The organism is Corynebacterium sp. HMSC068H04 (assembly GCF_001811255.1).
In the GTDB taxonomy this organism is placed as follows: Bacteria; Actinomycetota; Actinomycetes; order Mycobacteriales; family Mycobacteriaceae; genus Corynebacterium; species Corynebacterium hesseae.
The window spans coordinates 101,616-121,446 of sequence record NZ_KV804026.1 but is presented as its reverse complement, the minus strand read 5'-3'; the positions used below and the strand labels follow the sequence as shown (position 1 = coordinate 121,446).

Here is a 19,831-nt window from a genome sequence, read left to right as displayed (position 1 = left end):
CATGACTAACGCGAACACTGAACTCAAGCGCGAGCACCCTGACTTCTCGCACCCGCAGTCCATCGTCCCGGGCGTTAAGCCGGGCCGCATCCTGGAGTCCCACGAGCCGCACGGTGTCCCGATGAAGGACATGTGGAGCTACCAGAAGGACCACATGGAGCTCGTCTCCCCGCTGAACCGCCGCAAGTTCGAGATCATCGTTGTCGGTACCGGCCTGTCCGCTGGTTCCGCCGCCGCTGCTCTCGGCGAGCTGGGCTACAAGGTCAAGGTCTTCACCTACCACGATTCACCGCGCCGTGCGCACTCCATTGCTGCGCAGGGTGGTGTGAACTCCTCCCGCCACAAGAAGGTGGATAACGACTCCGCTTACCGCCATACCAAGGACACCGTTAAGGGTGGTGACTACCGCTGCCGCGAGTCCGACTGCTGGCGCTTGGCTTATGAGTCCATCCGCGTCATCGACCACATGAACGCCATCGGCGCTCCGTTCGCTCGCGAGTACGGCGGCACCCTGGCTACCCGTTCCTTCGGTGGCGTGCAGGTCTCCCGTACCTACTACACCCGTGGCCAAACAGGCCAGCAGCTGCAGCTGTCCACCACGTCTGCGCTCTACCGCCAGATTGGTCTGGGCAACGTGGAGCTCTTCGCTCACCACGACCTGCAGGACATCATTACCTACACCGACGGCGGCAAGAAGCGCGCCGGCGGCATCGTGACCCGTAACCTCATCACCGGCGAGCTCAAGGCCTTCACCGGCCACGCAGTCATCCTCGGTACCGGCGGTTATGGCAACGTCTACCACATGTCCACGCTGGCCAAGAACTCGAACGCTGGTGCCATGATGCGTGCGTACGAGAACGGTGCTTACCTGGCTTCCCCGGCATTCATTCAGTTCCACCCGACTGGCCTGCCGGTCAACTCCGAGTGGCAGTCCAAGACCATCCTCATGTCCGAGTCGCTGCGTAACGACGGCCGCATCTGGTCTCCGATCAAGGAGAAGGATGACCGTCCTGCCAACGAGATTCCGGAAGAGGAGCGCGATTACTTCCTGGAGCGCCGCTACCCGGCCTTCGGTAACCTCGTCCCGCGTGACGTGGCTTCCCGCGCCATCTCCCAGCAGATCAACAAGGGTCTGGGCGTTGGTCCGCTGCACAACTCCGTGTACCTGGACTTCCGCGACGCCATCGAGCGCCTGGGCAAGGACAAGATCCGCGAGCGCTACTCCAACCTCATCGAAATGTACGAAGAGGCTATTGGTGAGTCCGCTTATGAGACCCCGATGCGTATCGCTCCGACCTGCCACTTCACCATGGGCGGCCTGTGGACGGACTTCAATGAGATGACCACCATCGACGGCCTCTTCGCCGCCGGTGAGTGCTCCTGGACGTACCACGGTGCGAACCGCCTGGGTGCTAACTCCCTGCTGTCCGCTTCCGTCGACGGCTGGTTCACCCTGCCGTTCACCATCCCGAACTACCTGGCCCACCACCTGGGTGAGGCCAAGCTGGCTGAGGACTCGGCAGAGGCCAACGAGACTGTTGCTCGCGCACAGGCTCGCATCGACCGCCTCATGTCCATCCAGGGTCAGGATCCGCACGGCCCGGCGTACTACCACCGCCAGCTGGGTGACATCCTCTACTGGGGTTGTGGCGTGTCCCGTAACGTCGAGGACCTCAAGGTTGCCATCGAGAAGGTTCGCGCACTGCGCAAGGAATTCTGGGCTAACGTGCGCATTACTGGCGACGCCAATGACATGAACCAGGTTCTCGAGTACGGTCTGCGCGTTGCTGACTACATCGACCTGGGCGAGCTCATGTGCATCGACGCTCTCGACCGCGACGAGTCCTGTGGTGCTCACTTCCGTGATGACCACCTCTCCGAGGACGGCGAGGCCGAGCGTGATGACGAGAACTGGTGCTTCGTCTCCGCATGGGAGCCGGGCGCTGCTGAGGGCGAGTTCATCCGCCACGCCGAGCCGCTGTACTTTGATTCGATCCCGCTGATGACAAGGAACTACAAGTAATGAAACTGACACTTGAGATCTGGCGTCAAGCCGGACCGACGCAAGAAGGCAAGTTTGAAACCGTGCAGGTTGACGACGCCGCCGAGCAGATGTCCATCTTGGAGTTGCTCGACCACGTCAACGACGGCCTCATCGAGGCCGGCAAGGAGCCGTTCGCATTCGCTTCCGACTGCCGTGAGGGCATCTGTGGTACCTGTGGCCTTCTGGTCAACGGTCGCCCGCACGGCCCAGGCCAGAACACCCCGGCCTGCCAGCAGCGCCTGTTCCAGTTCAAGGACGGCGACACCATCAAGCTGGAGCCTTTCCGCTCCGCTGCCTACCCGGTGATCAAGGACATGATCGTGGACCGCTCCAAGCTGGACCACGTCATGGAGCAGGGCGGCTACGTGTCCATGGATGCGGGTACCGCTCCGGATGCTGACACCCTGCACATCAACCACGAGACCTCCGAGTACGCCCTGGATCACGCTGCCTGCATCGGCTGCGGTGCCTGCGTGGCATCCTGCCCGAACGGTGCTGCTCACCTGTTCACCGGTGCCAAGCTGGTTCACCTCTCCCTCATGCCGCTGGGCAAGGAAGAGCGTGGCCGCCGCGCACGCAACATGGTGGACGATCTGGAGCAGAACTTCGGCCACTGCTCGCTCTACGGCGAGTGCGCTGATGTGTGCCCGGCTGGTGTGCCGCTGACCGCGGTTTCCGCGGTTACCCGCGAACGTGCACGTGCTGCTTTCCGCGGCAAGGACGACTAAGCTATAGTCATTCACAGGATTAACAGGAACGAGAGAAAGTTTCAGCCATGAGCGACCTCAACCCGGCAGTAGCTGATCACCACAGCGAGACCTACCCGGAGTTCTCCGGCAAGATCCAGGACTCCTACATCGAGGGCTACGAGCCCGTATCCTACGGTGCACCGCACTCTTCGTTGCTGCGCACCTCCACCTGGGTGGGCATGGGCCTGATTCTCTCGCTCCTGCCGGCAGCCGGCATCCTCATTTGGGGCCTCGGTACGTGGCTCTACCCGGATGGCACCGCTGGTGCTGACTACCAAATCAACATCATCGTCGGCGCTATCGCGCTCGTCGTTGTTGCCATCCTGGCAGTCGGCTCCGTCCACTTCGGCCGCCGCTACTACCGCCAGTACCGCAAGGAAACCGGCCGCATCAACTAGGCACCTCCTAGGACGTTGAACGCCTAAGTTTCTGTACTGACACCACCACAACCCCCACCTCCAAACACACATGGGAGCCCATGTGCGGAGGTGGGGTTGTTGGCATTGGTGGAAGGGGACAGAGCAACAGGCAATGCACACGAGATGGCTTCCAGACGGGAAGCTCAATTTTTTGTGTATGGGGTGGCCTGACGAGGGCCGTCTTTTGGGATGAGAGCACTGGTTTTCAACCCGCAGTTCTCGAAAATCCTAAAAAGGAAAGGCAGATTGCTCTGCGGTGTTGGTACAGCGTGTGCTGTTTCTGTAATCGTCCAAATCGATAGAAAACGATGACTAGATTTGAGACATGGATTCTACACAAGGGTTCGACCCTATTCTTGTTTCCCTTGAAACGCAGCGAAAAAGTCTAAAAATCCAAACGTCGGAAGAAATATATCGGAACTTTAGCGCCTATGAGGGAGTGCCTCTTGACAGCTTGACACTATCGGTTGATAGCAATCTCGATTGGTCGTTGCGAGCACTTGAGCGGGGGTATGCCCCGACTGCCGAAGAAATGGATTCTGCAGAGGAAGTTACTTCACTGCGGTTTGAGCAAGGCGTCTCTTTTGGCGAAGTTATTCTTGCCTTTCGGGTGTCGATCAGAAGAATTCATGAGGCTTACGTTGCGTTAGGGGCGCAAGTACTGCCAAGGAGTCTCTTTGCAAGTGGTTCACGAATCCTATGGCAAGTTGGCGATGCCTTTCTCCTTAGATCGGCGACAACGTTTCACGAGTTGGAGATTAGCAAAGCCCAAAGGGATGCCGAAGAACGGGCGCATTCCCTCCGGGCCGTGCTTTCAGGGGCTTTCGATGAGGAGGATCTCGAGAGGGTTGGCTTCAACAAAGCACAGCGATATGCCGCTGTGAGGATGTACGGAGATGGCAATGCCTCAGTGCTTCGGCGAATTATAGGAGCATCTGCAGGGCGTGGCTCTGTCGGTGAGTTTGGTGCGGAGAGATTTCCAGTTCTTGTTGATGGGAATGAATGCGTGGGTGTAATTCCAGAAGCTGCTGAACCACTTCCTGAATGCTCGCTGGCGATAGGAAGCCTTGTCGAAGTTCAGCGTCTTTGTGAATCGGATGCTATTGCTAAAAAGGTAATGGACGTTAAGGATGCGTTCGGAATTGATTCCAATCTTGATGTGGAGACAGCAGGTTGGAGACTTGCATTTCTTGAGACAAAAGAGTTGGCTTCGCTCTATCGGCCTGTCTTTGTAGAACCGGTCATATTAAAATCGAGGAATGCGACTGAAATATTAGAGACAGTCAGTGTCTGGTTAAAGAACAGTATGAATTATGCAGTATCAGCGAGAATTCTTCATCTGCACTCAAATACTGTTCGGTATCGAGTCGATAAGTTCATGAGTCTAACTGGATTTCAGGCTGCTCATTTTGACAGTGTTTTTGGGGCGCTGTGGGCGATCCAAGCAGAACTTGTAGAGCTGCGACATTCATAGAATTTGTGAAAATCTACAAAGATTCGCGCCAACTTCATAATTGAGACTATAGTCACCTGTAATATTCCCCTGTACTCTAGGTCACATTGAATGTTGGTTTGATGACAGGAGGCTAGGCAGTGGCTAACAAGTGCACTGATGTGCGGGAGGCTTTCGAGGCTGCTCTTTTTGATGGGGCAACAATAGCTGTCGGTGGCTTTGGTACATGCGGTTTGCCGCTAGATTTGATTGAGATAGTCAGATCCTCGAAGGTTAGAGAGCTTACCGTTGTTTCTAACAATCTCTCAATTGATGGAGTGGGGTTGGGTTGCCTCCTGGAGGAGGGACAAGTCTCGAGGGTTAAGGCAAGTTATATCGGCGAGAACAAACTCTTTATGGAGAAGTATCTCTCTGGTGAAATCGACCTTGAATTTGTTCCGCAAGGAACTCTTGCTGAGCGAATGCGCGCTGGTGGTTCGGGGATTGCGGGTTTCTACACGAAGACCGGAGTAGGAACAGAAATCGGGGAGGGAAAAGAAACGCGTGAATTTGACGGGGAAACGTTCCTTTTTGAAACCGCGATCAAGGCCGATTTTGGGCTCGTTCGAGCCTATGAGGCTGACCGTTCAGGAAACCTCAGGTACAGGCTGACCGCCAGGAATTTCAATCCGCTTGTGGCGATGTGTGGAAAGACAACATTCGCAGAAGCAGAGAATATCGTCGCAAAAGGTGAATTGGGTCCTGATGATATCCATACTCCCGGGGTGTTTGTCGATCATCTTTTGCAAGCCGAAACTCCTTCGGTCATCGAGCACGTTGTGAACTCAGCCGGATAGATGAGGAGAAAAAATGTGGACTAGAAATGAGATGGCCCAGGTAGCAGCAAAGGAGCTTAGGGACGGTGACTATGTAAATCTTGGGATTGGAGTTCCCACTCTAATCGCCAACAATTTGCCTGAAGGGGTAAATGTTGTGCTCCAAAGCGAAAACGGAATTCTCGGAATGGGGCCGCATCCGGCGCCTGGAGACGAAGACCCGGATCTAATTAACGCTGGTAAGCAAACAATTACTTTTGTTCCAGGGACTTCCATCTTCGATTCGTCGGTGTCGTTTTCAATGATCCGTTCCGGACGTATGGCTGCTGCATTTCTTGGGGCTTTAGAAGTGAGTCAAACGGGGGATCTGGCGAACTGGAAGATTCCAGGAAAGATGATCAAAGGCATGGGGGGTGCAATGGATTTGGTTTCTGGAGCTCGTCGCGTGGTCGTTTTGATGGACCACCTAACCAAAAAAGGAGAACCAAAGCTGCTTAAGGAATGCACGCTTCCAGTCACAGGACGAAGCGTGGTTAACCGAGTGATTACCAATCTAGGAGACTTCGAGATCATCGACTCAACCCTTATTCTTCGCGCTTTAGCCCCGGGGGTCAGCGAAGAGGAAATCCGCGAGAACACTAGCGCGGATTTTGAAATAGATCTCCGAGGAGACATGGTCTAATGAAGAACGTTTATGTTTGTGGAATTGGTGAAACACTCTTAGGAAAATTTCCAGATAGGTCCTCGAGGGAGCTAATTCAGGAAGCAGGAACCAAAGCAATTCAAGACGCCGGAATCGGTATCGATGAAATTGAAGCAGTATACGTCGGGAATTTTGCCGGTGGGCAGTTGATGAACCAGGGGCATCTGGGAGCCTTGGTCGCCGAGGAGCTCGGAATCTACGGTGTCCCTAGTATGCGGGTTGAAGCTGCCTGTGCGTCAGGCGGTTTAGCTTATCTCCAAGGAGTGCACGCTATCCAGGCAGGCCTCTACGAGACAGTCCTAGTCGGCGGCGTTGAAAGGATGACGCACCAGACAACCCCCACAGTTACTAAAGCACTTGCATCGGCTATGGACGTTGATCTGGAAGCTGCCTCGGGTCTCTCCTTTCCTGGAGCTTTTGGTCTTATTGCACAGCGATACTTTTATGAGCATCGCAATGTCAAAGAGGAAATGGCGATGGCGTCGGTCAACTCTCATGCGAATGCCTCGTTGAACCCGCATGCGCAGATGCGCAAAGAAGTCAGTATTGAGCAAGTCTTAGAAGCGCCACTTGTCGCGGATCCCATTGGACTGTACGACTGTTCGCTTATAACTGATGGGGCAGCGTTCCTAGTGCTCTCTTCGAAACCGATTAGAGGGAGTCAGTGTGTAAAAGTGGCTGGAATTGGTCATGGTGGTGATGCATTAACTTTAGGGGCTAAGAAATCTATTACTAGCTTTGCTGCAACTAAGCGGGCCGCTGGTAAAGCATATGAGCAAGCAAAGCTTGCGCCCAAAGATATTGATTTGGCAGAAGTGCATGATTGTTTCAGCATTACCCAGATAATCAACATGGAGGATCTTGGATTCGCTGAAGTCGGAAAGGGGGGTGATGCGATCCGTTCTGGGGATATAAGCAGGGGTGGACGAATTCCCATCAATACTAGTGGAGGTCTTAAGGCAAAGGGGCACCCGATTGGTGCGACGGGCATCTGCCAAGTTGTTGAGGTTGTAACCCAGTTGCGTGGAGATGCTGACGAACGTCAGGTTTCAAACGCCTCTGTAGGACTGACCCACAATATTGGAGGGACTGCAGCTACATGCGTTGTATCAATTCTCAGGGGAGTGTGAAGCGTGGAAGGAAGAATTAAGACTTTTACAGTAATTCGCACTGCTCCAGAGGGGTTTGAGGATCGAGTTCCCTATTGCGTTGCTCTTATAGAGACTGCCACGGGAACCGAATGTGTTCGCCTGGAAGGTTTCAACGATGATGTTGAAATATACGTAGGGATGCCGGTTGAAGGCACTGGCGAAGATGGACAATTCAGGATTGCAAGCCGTAGTAACCAAGAAAAAGATGGCTGAGGCTTCGTAAGACTTCTGGTTACGAAGAAAACCTGGCTAAACGCGTTTCGAAAACATCGATCATAATTTATCCAGCAAGGAGGTGGAAGAGATGTCTTCCGATTCAGCTAACCGCTCTCTTCCTAAGAGTGCCCTTCGGGGTGGCGAAGGAAATAAGCGCGGCGGTGACCAAAAGAGTTTTCGCGAAAATATATCGCCTGGTTTATCAAATGGATGCCAGAGTCGTTTGTTATCTGTCTGTCTCTTACGATACTGGTCGCATTGCTGGCCTACTTTTTAACGGACACTCCTCTGTTGTCTACAGATCCTGAAAAGGTCTCACTCGTCTCAGCTTGGGCTGACTCTTTTTGGAACCTTTTGGCATTTACAATGCAGATGACAGTTTTGCTTGCGTCAGGCAGTGCAGTTGCTTCATCGCCTCCCGCTCAGAAAGTTCTGTCTTCGATAGCCAAGATTCCTAAAACCCGTGTCCAAGCGATTGTTCTGGGATCAGTAGTCGCTGGTGGCTTGGGATTCATCCACTGGGGATTGGGAATGATGGCTGCAATCGTTCTTGGTAAGGAAATTCTTGCGCAAGCACGACGACGCAAGATGGGAATTCATCCGCCTGTAATGGTTGCGGCTCTTTTTATGGCATTCTTGCCATCAAGCTCTGGCATCTCTGGCGCGGCTGTTCTATATGCTGCAACGCCGGGATATCTAAAGGATTTGGTTCCGGAGGAGTACAAGGAGCAAACACCAGAATCCCTAGGCATGACTGAGACTATTCTCCGTCTAGATTTCTTCATACTTCTTGCAGTTTGCTTGGCTGTCACGATTGTTTATGCGATCTTGATGCACCCTAAAGAGGAATCGCAAATCGAACCGATTGATGATGAGTTACTTGACGAGATTGAAAAAGGTCAAGAGAAAGTCATCGTGAAACGGAATACGCCTGCAGAAAAAGTTAACGGTTCGCGTTGGATAATGTACTTTATCGGAATTGTTGGATTTGCTTATAGCGTTTGGTCGCTAATTTCGAAGGGAATTGCAGGATTAGACTTAAACTCTTTCAACTTCCTCTTTGTGACATTGGGCATGCTGCTTTGTGCGCAACATGGGCCAGAATATTATGCGAGTCTGATTAAAAAGGGAATTGACGGAACTTGGGGATTCATTCTTCAGTTCCCGTTCTATGCCGGAATTTTTGGCTTGATTAGCGCAACGGGTCTTGGTGTGGTGATCACCGATTTCTTCACGAGCATTTCGACTGAAAACACTTGGCCGGTAATCGCATTTCTGTATTCTGGGTTGTTGAATATTGCAGTTCCTTCAGGTGGCTCAAAGTTCGTTATCGAGGCTCCTTACATGGTCCCGACAACTTTGGATCTTGGTGCTGACTTGGGTCTAGTGTTGCAGGCGTATCAAATGGGTGATGCGACAACGAATCTTCTAATTCCCTTCTTTGCTCTACCCTATTTGGCCAACTTCAAAATGAAATTTAGCCAAGTCGTCAGTTACACGTTGCCGGCAGTTCTCACCGTAATAGTTATTTCTTGTATCTATTTCTACGTTCGAGCTGCATTTGGGTAGTGCTGTGGCCGCTCTTGACGATGTCCCCATTTATCTCGATTGAGAGGTTAAACGCGGGGCGGTTGCTCAAGGAGCAGAATGCTTTACTTTAGTTGAGCGGAATAGTCCTCGGCAGGCTGGTTTTCAAAAGGCTAGAAATCGATCTTAGTGGTGGCGGCTATTGGGCGTGCCTGAAACCTCATTCTGGATGGTGTCTTGGGGCAAAGGGTGAACTTTATGATGTGCGGGTGGCCTAGGCGAGTGCACCTCTGAGTAGGCGTTCGACGCACACTCTGAACTCGTGCGGGGATAGCTCAGTGTGGGGGCGACTTTGGAGTATGTAGCGCGATGTTAGGGCGCCGAGTAATACCGTCGACATGCCGATGACTGCCTCGTGGGAACTGGCGGACAGGGCGCGGGGTGATTCTGAGCGGAGCTCCTGTAGGAGCTTTTCTGCCTCGTGGAAGATTTCGTGTTCCACGTAGTCGGTCACTAGCGTCTGTGTTTCTTGGTCTTCAAAAGCCAGGCGCAGTGTGCTGGTCACGGTGCGTTGGAATGGTGGGGACTCGCAGAATGCAACGAATGCATGCGACAGGAGCCGGGGGAGGTTGGAGACGGTGATTCCAGGAGTGTCGCGTACCCGCTTGAAAACTGCAGCCGGACTAAAGCCATCGAGGAGGGACTCGTTGAAGAGGTTCTCCTTCGAGCCAAAGTAATAATTCACCAAGGAATGATCCACGCCGGCATTTTGTGCAATTTCCCGGAGGGTAGTGGCTTTGTAGCCTTGCTCAGTAAAACTCTTCCTAGCTGCGTTAATGATGTCTTCGCGGGCCTGCGATTTGCCACGCGGGCGTCCGCGTCTTTTATTAACCACGTTCGACATTGTAGCTGTGTGCGAGGAGCATTCAAGATATGAACAGAACACAGAGTAAAGACATCGCTGTGTCGATGGAGCGGGCATCGGCCCGAATCATCAAAGACGCAAGCTTTGAGATTCCTCGTGGCTCCATGACCGCGCTCGTGGGGCCTTCGGGCTCAGGAAAGACCACGCTGATACGCATGATCGTTGGCACCCAGGCCAATGTGAGTGGAGACGTGACGGTGCTGGGGCTGCCGGCCGGTCATCCGGATTTGCGGTCCCGGGTTTCGTACGCGACCCAAGCCGCGAGCACCTTTGAAGACCTGACCGTTAGCGAGAACCTGGACTATGTTCGTCGCATTTACGGGCTCTCAAAAGAGCGTCAGGATGAGATTCTTGTGAGGCTCGAACTGCACGATCATGCCAGCAAGCTCTGCGGGCACTTGAGCGGCGGACAGCGAAGCCGCGTCAGCCTAGCAATGGCGTTGCTGCCCAACCCGGAGCTTGTTGTATTAGATGAGCCGACTGTTGGCCTCGACCCTTTGCTGCGCCAACGGCTATGGGATTTGTTCAATGAGCTCAGCCAGGAAGGGACGTCACTGATCATCTCCAGCCACATCCTCGACGAAGCGGATCGCTGCGATGACGTCCTCTTTGTCAGGGAAGGCCGCGTAATGCACGGCACGCGAAACGAGATTCTGGCTCAGGCCGGAGCGTCCTCGATGGAAGAAGCATTTGTGGCGGTGATGGAGCGATGAGAACGACGATGGTTGTTGCACGGCGCGTGTTGACGCAGTTGCGGCGGGATCCGCGAACCCTAGTGTTTATCTTCGCCGTTCCCTCCCTACTGATGGCGCTACTGTATTGGATTCTCCTCGATACGCCACTATTCGGCCGCATAGCTCATGCCATCTTCGCGTTGTTCCCATTCCTCGTGATGTTCCTCGTGGCTTCTATTACCACGCTTCGGGAACGCCGCTCCGGAACCTTGGAGCGCACACTGACCATGCCTGTATCCCGTGGCTCCTTCATCGGGGGATATGCACTGGCATTCGGCCTGCTCTCGTTGGTCCAGACTCTCATCACGGTCGCCGTGTGCGTGATGTGGTTGGGTGTTGAGGTCGACGGTTCGGTACCGGCCTTCTTCGCCATCGCGCTGCTCGACGCTTTAGTTGGTACCGCCGCGGGCTTAACTGCCTCGGCGTTCGCGCGCACGGAGTTCCAAGTGGTGCAGTTCGTCCCGGCAGTTGTTGTCCCCCAGTTTCTTCTCTGCGGACTCATTGTTCCGCGCGAAAGTATGCCCCAGGTCCTCGAAGTAATTTCCCTCGGCATGCCGGTCACCTACGCGGTGGATGCGATGCAAGCCTTTGGAGGAGCGGCCGAGCTTCATTCATTCCCAGAGGGAAATATCACCATTGATGCTGTCGTGCTCTTGGCATTCTGCGTGGTGCTGCTCGGTATCGCATCGCTCAGCCTTCAACGTAGAACGCCGTAAAACTGCACGGAGCAGGGCTGGCAGCGATAGCTTATCGAGCGTGTCCGGTGGGAGCACTAGTGTTATAGAACGAAGCTTCACTCCGTCTTCGAAACACTAAGGAGAACCAACCCATGACGCACCGCGCGGACGCAGGGCTTGAGCCGGCTCGGGAAACGTCGGCGTCGCAGACGTCGTTTGTGCCGCAGCCAGGAAACCAGGAGGCGCGCCGGGCGGACCTGCGCCGCTGGAAGGCGATTGCGCTGTCCTTCCTGATTGGTGCGGCGGTGATCTTTTTGGGGTGTTCGTGGTGGCAGGCGTCGGCAAGCGGGGCTCCCGTCTGGGTGGGCTACGTGCGCGCGGCGGCGGAGGCAGGAATGGTCGGTGGATTGGCGGACTGGTTCGCCGTGACCGCGCTGTTCCGCCGGCCGATGAGGCTGCCCATCCCGCACACCGCGCTCATCCCCAACAACAAGGACCGCGTGGGCGATGCGCTCAAGGACTTCGTGGAGGAGAACTTCCTCACCGCGGATGCGCTCAGCGCCAAGGTGCGGGAGGCGGAGCTACCGCTGTGGCTGGCGCGCCAGGGCGTGGAGCCTGGGCGGGCGGAGGAGGTCTCCGCGTGGATTGGTGAGCGCGCCGCCAGCGTGGTCGCGGACCTAGACCCGGCGGAGGCAGAGCAATTCATCCGCACCCAGGTCATGGACCGTCTGGCAGAACCCGAGTGGGGCCCGCCGCTGGGCCGTCTGTTGGAGGGCTATATCGCGGAAGGCAAGGCGCGGCCGTTGGAGGATGACCTCATTGACTGGGCGCACGGAAAGATCCTCGGGATGGAATCCACGGTGGTCACCGCCATCGATGAGCGCATGCCCGGCTGGGCGCTGCGCTTTGCCCGCGAGATGGTGGGGGAGAAGGTCTACGCCGAGCTCGTGGAGTTCGCCGATGAGGTTCGCCGCAACGGCAACCACGAGGCCCGCCTGGCCATTCGCCGTAACCTGTCCAAGCTGGCCTCGGACCTGCAGTGGGATGAGGATATGCGCGGGCGCATCGAGGGAATCAAGCAGGAAATGCTGGCCTCCGATCAGGCGCAGAAGGCCCCGGCGGCAATGTGGGCGACGGTCTCCTCCACGCTTATTGAGCAGCTCACTGACCCGGAGTCCTTCCTGCGCCAGAAGATGACCGCCAAGGTGAAAGAAATGGCGCACCGGCTGCTGGAGGATTCGGAGTTCCTGGCCCAGGCCAATGCGTTCGTGGACAAGGTCGCGCGCTACGCGGTGGAGAAGTTCGCACCGGAGATCATCGCGATTATCCCGGAGACCATTAAGCGCTGGGATGCTCAGGAGGCTTCCGAGAACATCGAGCTCATGGTGGGCAAGGACCTGCAGTTCATTCGCCTCAACGGCACGGTCGTGGGTGCACTGGCTGGGTTGGTTATCTACACTGTTAATCATCTGCTTTTTGGCGTCTAACAAGGAGTGACGACCATGTCCGTATTTGACTCAATCAAGAATGCCGGTTCCTCTGCTTTTGATGTGGCCAAGGATTTTGGTGGCCGTTTCAAGGAAGAGCGCCAGAACCAGGCCCAGAACGCGCAGGCGGAACGCATTGCCCGCGCCGCTGATGCGGCGGGCATGGGTGATGGCACCGCGAAGGAAGAGTCCTTCTTTGACCGCGTGACCTCCACGGCCAAGAACATCGGGGAGTCTGTGTCCTCCGCTGCACGCGAGACCCGCAATTCGGAGTCCTTCGTGAAGGCTCGTGAGGATTTCAACACCGCCTTCACCGAGACCCGTGAGGGGGTTCAGGGCGCTATCAACAACGCCAAGGAGCAGCGCGCGGCGGGCCAGCAGCCGCAGAGCCCGCGCAACCCCTATGCAGCAAAGCCGAACGACGATGTCATCGACGGCGAAGTCGTTGACGAGAACTAATTAATGCACACTTTTCTAGATATTATTTCGTCGATACCGCAGTACATTTTTATGGCGGTATCCCTTTTTGCCCTCATCGGTGCCGTCCTAGCGGCGATGACGCGGGAGGATGCCTTCCGCGCCGGTGACCGCCAGAACAAATGGGTATGGGTCGGGCTGCTCGTCGGCTCCGCCCTGGTGATGAACCTGCCGCTGTATTTTGTTAGCTGGATTGGTGCCATCATCACCGGTATCTACTGGTTCGATGTGCGCCCGCAGCTTAAGGCCATCATCAACGGCGATTATTCCTACTAATGCTGAACCTACTTGAGGCCTCCCTGGAGGAGGTGCGGACCCAATCCGCGGGGCAGCAGCGAGTGCTTGTCTCCCCGCACCATGTGCTTGCCGCCGAGGGCGCCGAGCACGTCATTGCCGTTGCCGGCTATCCCACCGGGCGCCACCACTCTTTGGTGAAGGCGGCGGAGGCGCGGCTGGCCGTGCAATCAGGCGCCGCAGAGGTGTGGGTTGCGGTGGATGCACTGCTTGGCGACGCCACCTCGCTCCTCTCCGAGCTCGTCACCCTCCGCGAGGCCTGCCCGCTGCCCGTGCGTTTGGGGCTTATTCTTCCCGAAGACTCGCGCTTGCCGCTGACAGAAATAGCCCGCCTGGCGGAGCAGGCGGGCTATCAATCCCTTGTTGATCCGGGGTCCGTCGTTTCAGACGACGAAGACCTAGACACGCAGCTCACCGTAGAGAGCCTGCGCCCTAATTCTTAAGCCTTAGTTGGCCGGTGCCGATTCCGGTGCTGGTGCCGTGGCGGAATCGAGCTCACTCATCGGGACGTCGTGGCCAACGAGAGTCAGCGTGAGCTCGCCGGCGCCGACGTCCACGGACTCAAAGGTGAGCTTTTGCCCCGCGAGTTGTTCCTCCATGCCTTCGGCCAAGGCATTCGAAATCGCGGAGGTCGCCTGCTCCGGCAGGTCGAAGCCGAAGAGCGATGCTTCCTTCGCATCGATGGCGAGCTTGCCGTCGCGAGCCTCCGGCTTGAGCGAGAGCGTGGCCAAGCCGCCGGCGAATTCCACCTCGAGGTCATCCTCGGCATCGTTGGCGGTAATTGCGGTCACCACGAGGTTGCCCAAGGCATCATAGCCAGACTGCTCAGCAATGGCCTTCTGGAAGCTGGCAAGCAGGAACTGATCCGGGACCGTCGTCGAGGCCCGCAGAGTGCCCGCGACCGGCTCCTGGGACAGCGTCATGTCTTCGACGTGGACATCAGCGGCCGGTTGGCCAGCGATGTTGGTGCCATCAATCTTCAGCGTGGACGGGGTCTTCATATCCATCTGCGGAATCTTGCCGTTGAGCATGCCAAAGACCATGGGGCTAGCACCGAAGCTCACCTCCGGTTCCTCGGAGGTCTCCACGCCCTGTTCCTTGGCGGACTGGGTGAATTGGCTCTTCATCTGTGAACCCAAGAACCAGCGCAGGCCGAGCTCAGCTACCAAGATGATGAGCAGGAGTACCACGAGTACGCCAATGAAGATTTTCCAGGCCGTCGAGGCGGAAGATTTAGAAGAAGCCATGACTACTAGTGTGGCGCACCGGCTTAAAGATGGCCAACTACCAGGTTCCAATCCACTGTGAGCACGTTATCCCGCAGGCGGCGGTGTACCGGATCGATGGGAACTGTCTGCCGGAGTTCTTCGCGCGCCATGCGCCAGCGCACTCGCGGGCCATAAGGAGACCAGCCGGCGGCGCGGTCCCAGGCGGCGTCGGCCGCCTGCAAGAGCTCGTGGATCGGCTCGCCCGGCACGTTGCGGTGGATGAGGATTTTGGGCAAGCGCTCCGCGATATCGCTGGGGCGCGCAACGTCGAAGGGATCCCAGGCGAGGGTTAGGGTGCGTGGGCCGGAGGCGTCGAGAAGCACCCAGGCAGCCCTGCGCCCCAGCTCGTCGCAGGTTCCCTCCACGAAGAAGCCGCCCGGTGCCAAGCGCGAGGTCACCGTCTCCCAGGCCTTCTCTACCTGGTTCACGTCGTACTGGCGCAGCACGTTGAAGGCCCGCACCAGCTGCGGGTGGTAGCCGGCCAGCTCGAAGCCTCCGAGCTCAAAGGCCACGCCATCGCGAGGCGGCAGGACGCGCTCGGGGGAAATCTCCAGACCCGTCACCCGGGTGTGAGGATTGACGTTGCGCAGCCACCCGGCCCACTCCACCGTGGTGGTGTGGGAGGCGCCGTAGCCGACGTCGAGAGCCAGCGGCTTACTCGTGGAGCGCAGCAGCGAGGAGATTTCCGGGTGCGCCACCATCCACCGATCGCAGCGGCGCAGGCGGTTGGGATTAGTGGTGCCGCGGGTAACAACGCCAAAAGGCCGACCAGCGCTTTCCTGAGCCTTCAGGTTATGCGCGTGATCGGCCATGGCAACAACTGCGTTGTAGAGAGCTGTTTAGAGGTTGTTGGAGATCCACTCTTCGGTGAGCTTGCCCTCGTTGGTGTAGAGCTCCTGCAGAGCCTCAGCGACCTTCGGTTCGATGGCAGCGCCCATCATCGGGATGTTGACGGAAACCTCGGTGACGTAATCCAGAGCAGTTGACTCGCCCTGGCCCTTGTAGGTGATGTCGCCCTTGAAATCGACCGGGGTGCCCTTGACGTCAGCGGTGAAGGAGACGGACATCTGCTCATCGACAACCTCGCCGATGGTCACGGTGCGCTTTTCCTTGAGGTCCTGGGAGACCATGGCGCGGACGGCCTCCGGGAGGAGGGAGGTCGGAAGAATCTCGTAGAGCACGGCGGTGTTGCCGGTGAACTCGTGCACGGTACCCGGTTCCGGGGACAGCTTGGCCACGATGAAGTCCCAGTACTCCTGAGTGGTCAGTGCCTTGTGCACCTTATCGATGGGCTGGTTGATGATAACGGTGTTTTCGCTACGGGTTGACATGAGTTACAGACTACCTTGGTAGACGTGCTAGATAAATTCATGACTCTCGCTGAACTAGACGGTGTCACTCTCGATTCCGAGACCACCTTTGCCGATCTCACCACTCTGCGCATTGGCGGCACCCCGCTGGTGACGGTGCGGTGCGCCAGTGCTGAGTCGGCGGTTGCGGCCTTGGCCGCGCTTGACGACGCCTCCCAGGACTACCTCGTCGTCGGCGGCGGCTCCAACCTGGTCGTGGCAGAAGGCCAGCTCGACGTCGTGGTTGTCATCCTCGACTTTGAGGACATCGATGCCTCCGTGGCGGATGGACTTGTCCGTGCTGATGCGGGCGCGGTGTGGGATGACGTCGTGGCTTTGTCCGTGGACTGCGGCCTGGGCGGCATCGAGTGCCTATCCGGGATTCCGGGCAATGCGGGTGCCGTGCCGGTGCAGAATGTCGGCGCCTATGGTGCGGAGACCTCCGACGTCCTCACGCAGGTTTATCTCTACGAGCGCGCTACCCAGACCGCGACGTGGGTGCCGGCCGCGGACCTGGAGTTGGCCTATCGCTACTCCAACCTGAAGTTCACCGGGCGCGGCGTGGTGCTGGCCGTCGAGCTGCAGCTGACTACCGACGGCCTGTCGAGGCCCCTGCGCTTTGGCCAGCTCACCCAGAACCCCGGTGAGCGCCGCCCCGTGGCCGACGTCCGTGAGGACGTGCTGAAGCTGCGCCGCGGCAAGGGCATGGTGCTTGACCCAGAAGATCACGACACGTGGTCGGCCGGTTCCTTTTTCACCAACCCCATCGTCGAGCCCGAGCTTGCCGATTCCATCCAGGAAGCCGTCCGCGCCGCCCGTGGCGACGCGGATGCCGACCGCATGCCGCGCCATGCGGTGGGTGAAGGAGGAGAAGGAAAGGAAAAACTCTCCGCCGCGTGGCTCATCGAGCGCGCCGGCTTTGCCAAGGGCTACCCGGGTGAAGAGTCGGGTGCGAAGGCAACCTTGTCCACCAAGCACACCCTGGCGCTGACCAACCGCGGTGAGGCCACTGCGGACGATATCGTTGCGCTGGCCCGCGACATCCGCGCCGGGGTTCAGAAGGCCTTCGGCGTGACGCTGGAGCCGGAGCCCATCTGGCTAGGGGTAGAAATATAAGTGCGAAATATTTAAAATAGCGTTGAATTACTAGTTCGCCGCAGGCAGTCACTAGCCGCCTGGAAAGGACCTCGCATGTACATCCCCAAAGACGTACTCTTTGCCATCCTCCTCTTTGCTTCGAGCCTTCTCTGCGTGGCGGCGATCCTATTGATCCCTGGACTGTTCGCGGAGTTCAGCGCAGCACGTTGCACCTTGATGGCGAGTGTTTTGGGGCTTGGCGTCGCCGGGCTGTTCGTCGCCCGTACCCAGATCCGACGCCTCGAGTCCTAGGACGGATAGGCCCCGCCCCGATGTCATGGCCATTTAGGCCATGACGTTGAGCCACTCTTCCTTGGCCGCGAGGAAGTTGCGTGCGGCCTCCTGTGCACCCTCGAGTGAGTGGTGGGCGCCCCAGCCGCACTGCACCTCGTTGGCGGCGGGAACCTCAGTGGCATTGAGGATGTCATTGAGTGCGCCCTCGACAGCGCGGAGCAGCTCATCCTGCTCCATGCCGTTGGTGATGGCGTAGAAGCCGGTACGGCAGCCCATCGGGGCAAAACCAATGAGCTTGTCGGTGTAGTTGCGCATAAAGTTGGCCATCATGTGCTCGACCGAGTGCAGTGCTTCGGTACCGAGGTGCTCTTTGTTGGGCTGGCAGAAGCGCAGGTCATACTTGATAATCTCGACCCCGCCGCCCAGGTCGGTGCGGTCGGCGACGCGGATATAGGGGGCGGCGACAAGCCGGTGATCGAGTTCGAAGGACTTTACGTTGATCTTGTTCTCGGTGTTCTTCTCAGTCATGCCTTCCCAGTGTAACCACGGCTCTGGCTGTGGCCAGAGTGTCCTTCCCCTGAATGCGGGCTGTGCCGCATACGCTGGTCAGATATGAGCGAAGAGGAGATTGACGGCAACGCTATGTCGGCCGAGGAGCCGGAGACAATCGTGCCGTTTAAAGGCCCGACCGTCCTGGAGGTCCAGGGCCACGATGAAGAACACAACCCCCTCGCCAAAGGTAATCGCCTGCGCAAGGAGAGCTGGGGGCTGGTCATCCGCCGCACGTGGAATGACTTCTTCCACGATGCCTTCATGGACCGCGCCGCCGGGATGACCTACTTCACGCTCATGGCTTTTGCACCAACGGTGCTGGCCGCCTACTCCATTGCCACGCTCATCTTCTCCTCCCGCCAAGCAGAAGTGGAGCAACTGACCTCAGAGCTCATCGAACAGTACGTCCCCGGTTCGCTTTCTGAGCAAGCCCATACGGTCGTCGGCACGATCATCGGCTCCAGCGCGCAGGGCACGTTGGCTCTGATCATCTCCCTGGCCATTTCGCTGTTTTCTGCCTCGGCGTATGTGCGGGCCTTCTCGCGGACAGCCAATACCGTGTACGGCCGGGTGGAGGGCCGCGGCATCATCCGCACGTGGGCGCTGATGTGGGGGCTGACAGCAGTCATCGTGGTCGGCGCGGTCATCGTGCTTTTTGCCAACTTGCTGCGTGATGCAGTTCTTAATGAGGGGCTGATTCCGCTTGCTCGCAACGTAGGACTAGAAGATGCCGCCACGTACCTGGTGCGAATCTTTCTCCCAGTGTGGAACTGGCTGCGCTTCCCAGTCACCGTGGTTGTGGTGCTCACGCTCATCGCGGTGCTCTATCACTTTGGCCCCAACGTGCGGCCCGGGCGCTTTAGGTGGATTACCTACGGTTCCATCGTGGCGCTCGTGGGCACGGTTGTGTCCTGGGGTTTGGTGGGTCTCTACCTGAAGTACCTTGCTGCGGCCAGCGCCTATGGTGCGCTGAGTACCGTCATGGCGGTCTTCGTGGCAATGTGGCTGATGAACACAGTGCTCATCCTTGGCATCAAGATTGATGCTGAGGTGCTGCGCGCTAAGGAGCTGCAGCTGGGATTGCACTCCGAGCGTTTCATCCAAGCCCCGCCGCGCGCCGAGAACTCATCCCAAGCCCAGGCCCGCGCCCAGGAGAGCTTGGAGCAGAGGGCGCGTGAGATTTCAGATAACGCGCGGCAGGTGCAGGACGAGCAGGCGGAGGAATCAGAGGAAGAACGCGCCTAGATGCCAAAACCTTGCCCCCGCGTTGCATGGATCGGCGATAAGTTTGGCAGATAGGGCAGTTGTGAAGCCGGGCGGTTACTGCACAGACTCTTCTGGAACCCGGCGTTGGCCCGCGGCCTTTTCTTGCCTGCGCTTGTCAATCAGTGCTGAGATAAGGAATCCAAACCCCATTACCGTTGTGGCCCTGGTTGACCACTCGTAGTCAGCGGAGAGCCACCCGATAAGGGAAATGACGCTGAGTGAGCCGACAGCTGTCATGAGGAATTTTTCAATATCCATGCTTCGTCCTCTGGTTCGTGGAAGTCTCGCATTTAGGTAAACGGTGTCTTATGCGAAAACTATCACGAGGCGAGGGGCGCAGGCAGAAAAAGAAGC

At 57.3% G+C, this 19,831-nt stretch carries 23 protein-coding genes and 1 pseudogene; 18 read left to right on the top strand and 6 right to left on the bottom strand.

The window, feature by feature from the left end; genetic code table 11:
- The first annotated feature begins 1 nt into the window (after window position 1).
- The 9 genes and pseudogenes from HMPREF2792_RS12455 to HMPREF2792_RS12815 form a co-directional block, all read left to right on the top strand.
- Complete coding sequence (locus tag HMPREF2792_RS12455; RefSeq protein ID WP_070521219.1) at window positions 2-2,023, top strand: fumarate reductase/succinate dehydrogenase flavoprotein subunit; 2,022 nt, start codon at window positions 2-4, stop codon at window positions 2,021-2,023.
- A complete protein-coding gene (locus HMPREF2792_RS12450; protein ID WP_070534020.1) occupies window positions 2,023-2,772 on the top strand; it encodes a succinate dehydrogenase/fumarate reductase iron-sulfur subunit in 750 nt (249 codons plus the stop codon). The genes HMPREF2792_RS12455 and HMPREF2792_RS12450 overlap by 1 nt, the downstream gene beginning before the upstream one ends.
- A 47-nt stretch (window positions 2,773-2,819) precedes the next feature.
- Window positions 2,820-3,191, top strand: a complete 372-nt coding sequence (locus HMPREF2792_RS12445; RefSeq protein ID WP_070534017.1) for a hypothetical protein — start codon at window positions 2,820-2,822, stop codon at window positions 3,189-3,191.
- Window positions 3,192-3,537: 346 nt separating this feature from the next.
- Entirely contained in the window at window positions 3,538-4,686 is a 1,149-nt protein-coding gene (locus HMPREF2792_RS12440) for a helix-turn-helix domain-containing protein (protein ID WP_070534014.1), read from the top strand.
- Between the two features lie 119 nt (window positions 4,687-4,805).
- Entirely contained in the window at window positions 4,806-5,501 is a 696-nt protein-coding gene (locus tag HMPREF2792_RS12435) for a CoA transferase subunit A (RefSeq protein ID WP_070534011.1), read from the top strand.
- Window positions 5,502-5,532: 31 nt separating this feature from the next.
- Entirely contained in the window at window positions 5,533-6,162 is a 630-nt protein-coding gene (locus HMPREF2792_RS12430) for a 3-oxoacid CoA-transferase subunit B (RefSeq protein ID WP_083306447.1), read from the top strand.
- Window positions 6,162-7,313 (top strand): thiolase domain-containing protein, encoded by a 1,152-nt coding sequence (locus HMPREF2792_RS12425; protein ID WP_070534007.1) that lies wholly within the window; start codon window positions 6,162-6,164, stop codon window positions 7,311-7,313. The genes HMPREF2792_RS12430 and HMPREF2792_RS12425 overlap by 1 nt, the downstream gene beginning before the upstream one ends.
- Window positions 7,314-7,316: 3 nt before the next feature.
- Window positions 7,317-7,547: a Zn-ribbon domain-containing OB-fold protein gene (locus tag HMPREF2792_RS13500; RefSeq protein WP_083306445.1), complete on the top strand. Its 231-nt coding sequence runs from the start codon at window positions 7,317-7,319 to the stop codon at window positions 7,545-7,547.
- A gap of 189 nt (window positions 7,548-7,736) precedes the next feature.
- Window positions 7,737-9,119 (top strand): annotated as a pseudogene (locus HMPREF2792_RS12815) (TIGR00366 family protein); the annotation flags it as partial.
- A 232-nt stretch (window positions 9,120-9,351) separates the two neighbouring features.
- On the opposite strand, the gene HMPREF2792_RS12415 reads toward HMPREF2792_RS12815, so the two are convergent.
- Window positions 9,352-9,972: a TetR/AcrR family transcriptional regulator gene (locus HMPREF2792_RS12415; RefSeq protein ID WP_158011607.1), complete on the bottom strand. Its 621-nt coding sequence runs from the start codon at window positions 9,970-9,972 to the stop codon at window positions 9,352-9,354.
- 38 nt (window positions 9,973-10,010) lie between these two features.
- Here HMPREF2792_RS12415 and HMPREF2792_RS12410 point away from each other — a divergent pair, with 38 nt between their 5' ends.
- The 6 genes from HMPREF2792_RS12410 (at window position 10,011) to HMPREF2792_RS12385 (ending at window position 14,114) form a co-directional block, all read left to right on the top strand.
- Window positions 10,011-10,715, top strand: coding sequence for an ABC transporter ATP-binding protein (locus HMPREF2792_RS12410; protein WP_070534003.1), 705 nt, complete (start codon window positions 10,011-10,013; stop codon window positions 10,713-10,715).
- Window positions 10,712-11,452, top strand: a complete 741-nt coding sequence (locus HMPREF2792_RS12405) for an ABC transporter permease (protein ID WP_070534001.1) — start codon at window positions 10,712-10,714, stop codon at window positions 11,450-11,452. The genes HMPREF2792_RS12410 and HMPREF2792_RS12405 overlap by 4 nt, the downstream gene beginning before the upstream one ends.
- A gap of 113 nt (window positions 11,453-11,565) precedes the next feature.
- On the top strand, window positions 11,566-12,900 hold the full coding sequence (locus tag HMPREF2792_RS12400; protein WP_070533995.1) for a DUF445 domain-containing protein: 1,335 nt from the start codon (window positions 11,566-11,568) through the stop codon (window positions 12,898-12,900).
- Window positions 12,901-12,915: 15 nt separating this feature from the next.
- The gene (locus HMPREF2792_RS12395) at window positions 12,916-13,359 is read left to right on the top strand and encodes a CGLAU_01105 family protein (protein WP_070533993.1); all 444 of its coding nucleotides are present in this window, start codon (window positions 12,916-12,918) and stop codon (window positions 13,357-13,359) included.
- A 3-nt stretch (window positions 13,360-13,362) separates the two neighbouring features.
- The gene (locus HMPREF2792_RS12390; protein WP_070533990.1) at window positions 13,363-13,653 is read left to right on the top strand and encodes a DUF2516 family protein; all 291 of its coding nucleotides are present in this window, start codon (window positions 13,363-13,365) and stop codon (window positions 13,651-13,653) included.
- Complete coding sequence (locus HMPREF2792_RS12385; RefSeq protein ID WP_070533987.1) at window positions 13,653-14,114, top strand: deoxyribose-phosphate aldolase; 462 nt, start codon at window positions 13,653-13,655, stop codon at window positions 14,112-14,114. The genes HMPREF2792_RS12390 and HMPREF2792_RS12385 overlap by 1 nt, the downstream gene beginning before the upstream one ends.
- A 3-nt stretch (window positions 14,115-14,117) precedes the next feature.
- Here HMPREF2792_RS12385 and HMPREF2792_RS12380 read toward each other — a convergent pair whose 3' ends face one another.
- From HMPREF2792_RS12380 to HMPREF2792_RS12370, 3 genes are read right to left on the bottom strand one after another with little or no spacing between them, the layout of a single operon-like run.
- Window positions 14,118-14,918 carry an LmeA family phospholipid-binding protein gene (locus HMPREF2792_RS12380; RefSeq protein WP_070533984.1) on the bottom strand — a complete coding sequence of 267 codons (801 nt, stop codon included), beginning with the start codon at window positions 14,916-14,918 and terminating at the stop codon, window positions 14,118-14,120.
- A 23-nt stretch (window positions 14,919-14,941) separates the two neighbouring features.
- Complete coding sequence (locus HMPREF2792_RS12375; RefSeq protein ID WP_070533981.1) at window positions 14,942-15,751, bottom strand: class I SAM-dependent methyltransferase; 810 nt, start codon at window positions 15,749-15,751, stop codon at window positions 14,942-14,944.
- Window positions 15,752-15,778: 27 nt separating this feature from the next.
- Window positions 15,779-16,270 (bottom strand): DUF2505 domain-containing protein, encoded by a 492-nt coding sequence (locus HMPREF2792_RS12370; protein ID WP_070533980.1) that lies wholly within the window; start codon window positions 16,268-16,270, stop codon window positions 15,779-15,781.
- A gap of 24 nt (window positions 16,271-16,294) precedes the next feature.
- Here HMPREF2792_RS12370 and HMPREF2792_RS12365 point away from each other — a divergent pair, with 24 nt between their 5' ends.
- Window positions 16,295-17,404 carry a UDP-N-acetylmuramate dehydrogenase gene (locus HMPREF2792_RS12365; RefSeq protein ID WP_070533979.1) on the top strand — a complete coding sequence of 370 codons (1,110 nt, stop codon included), beginning with the start codon at window positions 16,295-16,297 and terminating at the stop codon, window positions 17,402-17,404.
- 75 nt (window positions 17,405-17,479) lie between these two features.
- Window positions 17,480-17,677, top strand: coding sequence for a hypothetical protein (locus HMPREF2792_RS12360; protein ID WP_070533977.1), 198 nt, complete (start codon window positions 17,480-17,482; stop codon window positions 17,675-17,677).
- Window positions 17,678-17,710: 33 nt separating this feature from the next.
- On the opposite strand, the gene HMPREF2792_RS12355 is transcribed toward HMPREF2792_RS12360, so the two are convergent.
- Window positions 17,711-18,187 (bottom strand): S-ribosylhomocysteine lyase, encoded by a 477-nt coding sequence (locus tag HMPREF2792_RS12355; RefSeq protein WP_070533976.1) that lies wholly within the window; start codon window positions 18,185-18,187, stop codon window positions 17,711-17,713.
- 84 nt (window positions 18,188-18,271) lie between these two features.
- On the opposite strand from HMPREF2792_RS12355, the gene HMPREF2792_RS12350 reads away from it, so the two are divergent.
- Entirely contained in the window at window positions 18,272-19,456 is a 1,185-nt protein-coding gene (locus HMPREF2792_RS12350; protein WP_232748550.1) for a YihY/virulence factor BrkB family protein, read from the top strand.
- A gap of 75 nt (window positions 19,457-19,531) precedes the next feature.
- Here HMPREF2792_RS12350 and HMPREF2792_RS12345 read toward each other — a convergent pair whose 3' ends face one another.
- Complete coding sequence (locus HMPREF2792_RS12345) at window positions 19,532-19,735, bottom strand: hypothetical protein (RefSeq protein WP_070533974.1); 204 nt, start codon at window positions 19,733-19,735, stop codon at window positions 19,532-19,534.
- Window positions 19,736-19,831: the final 96 nt, after the last annotated feature.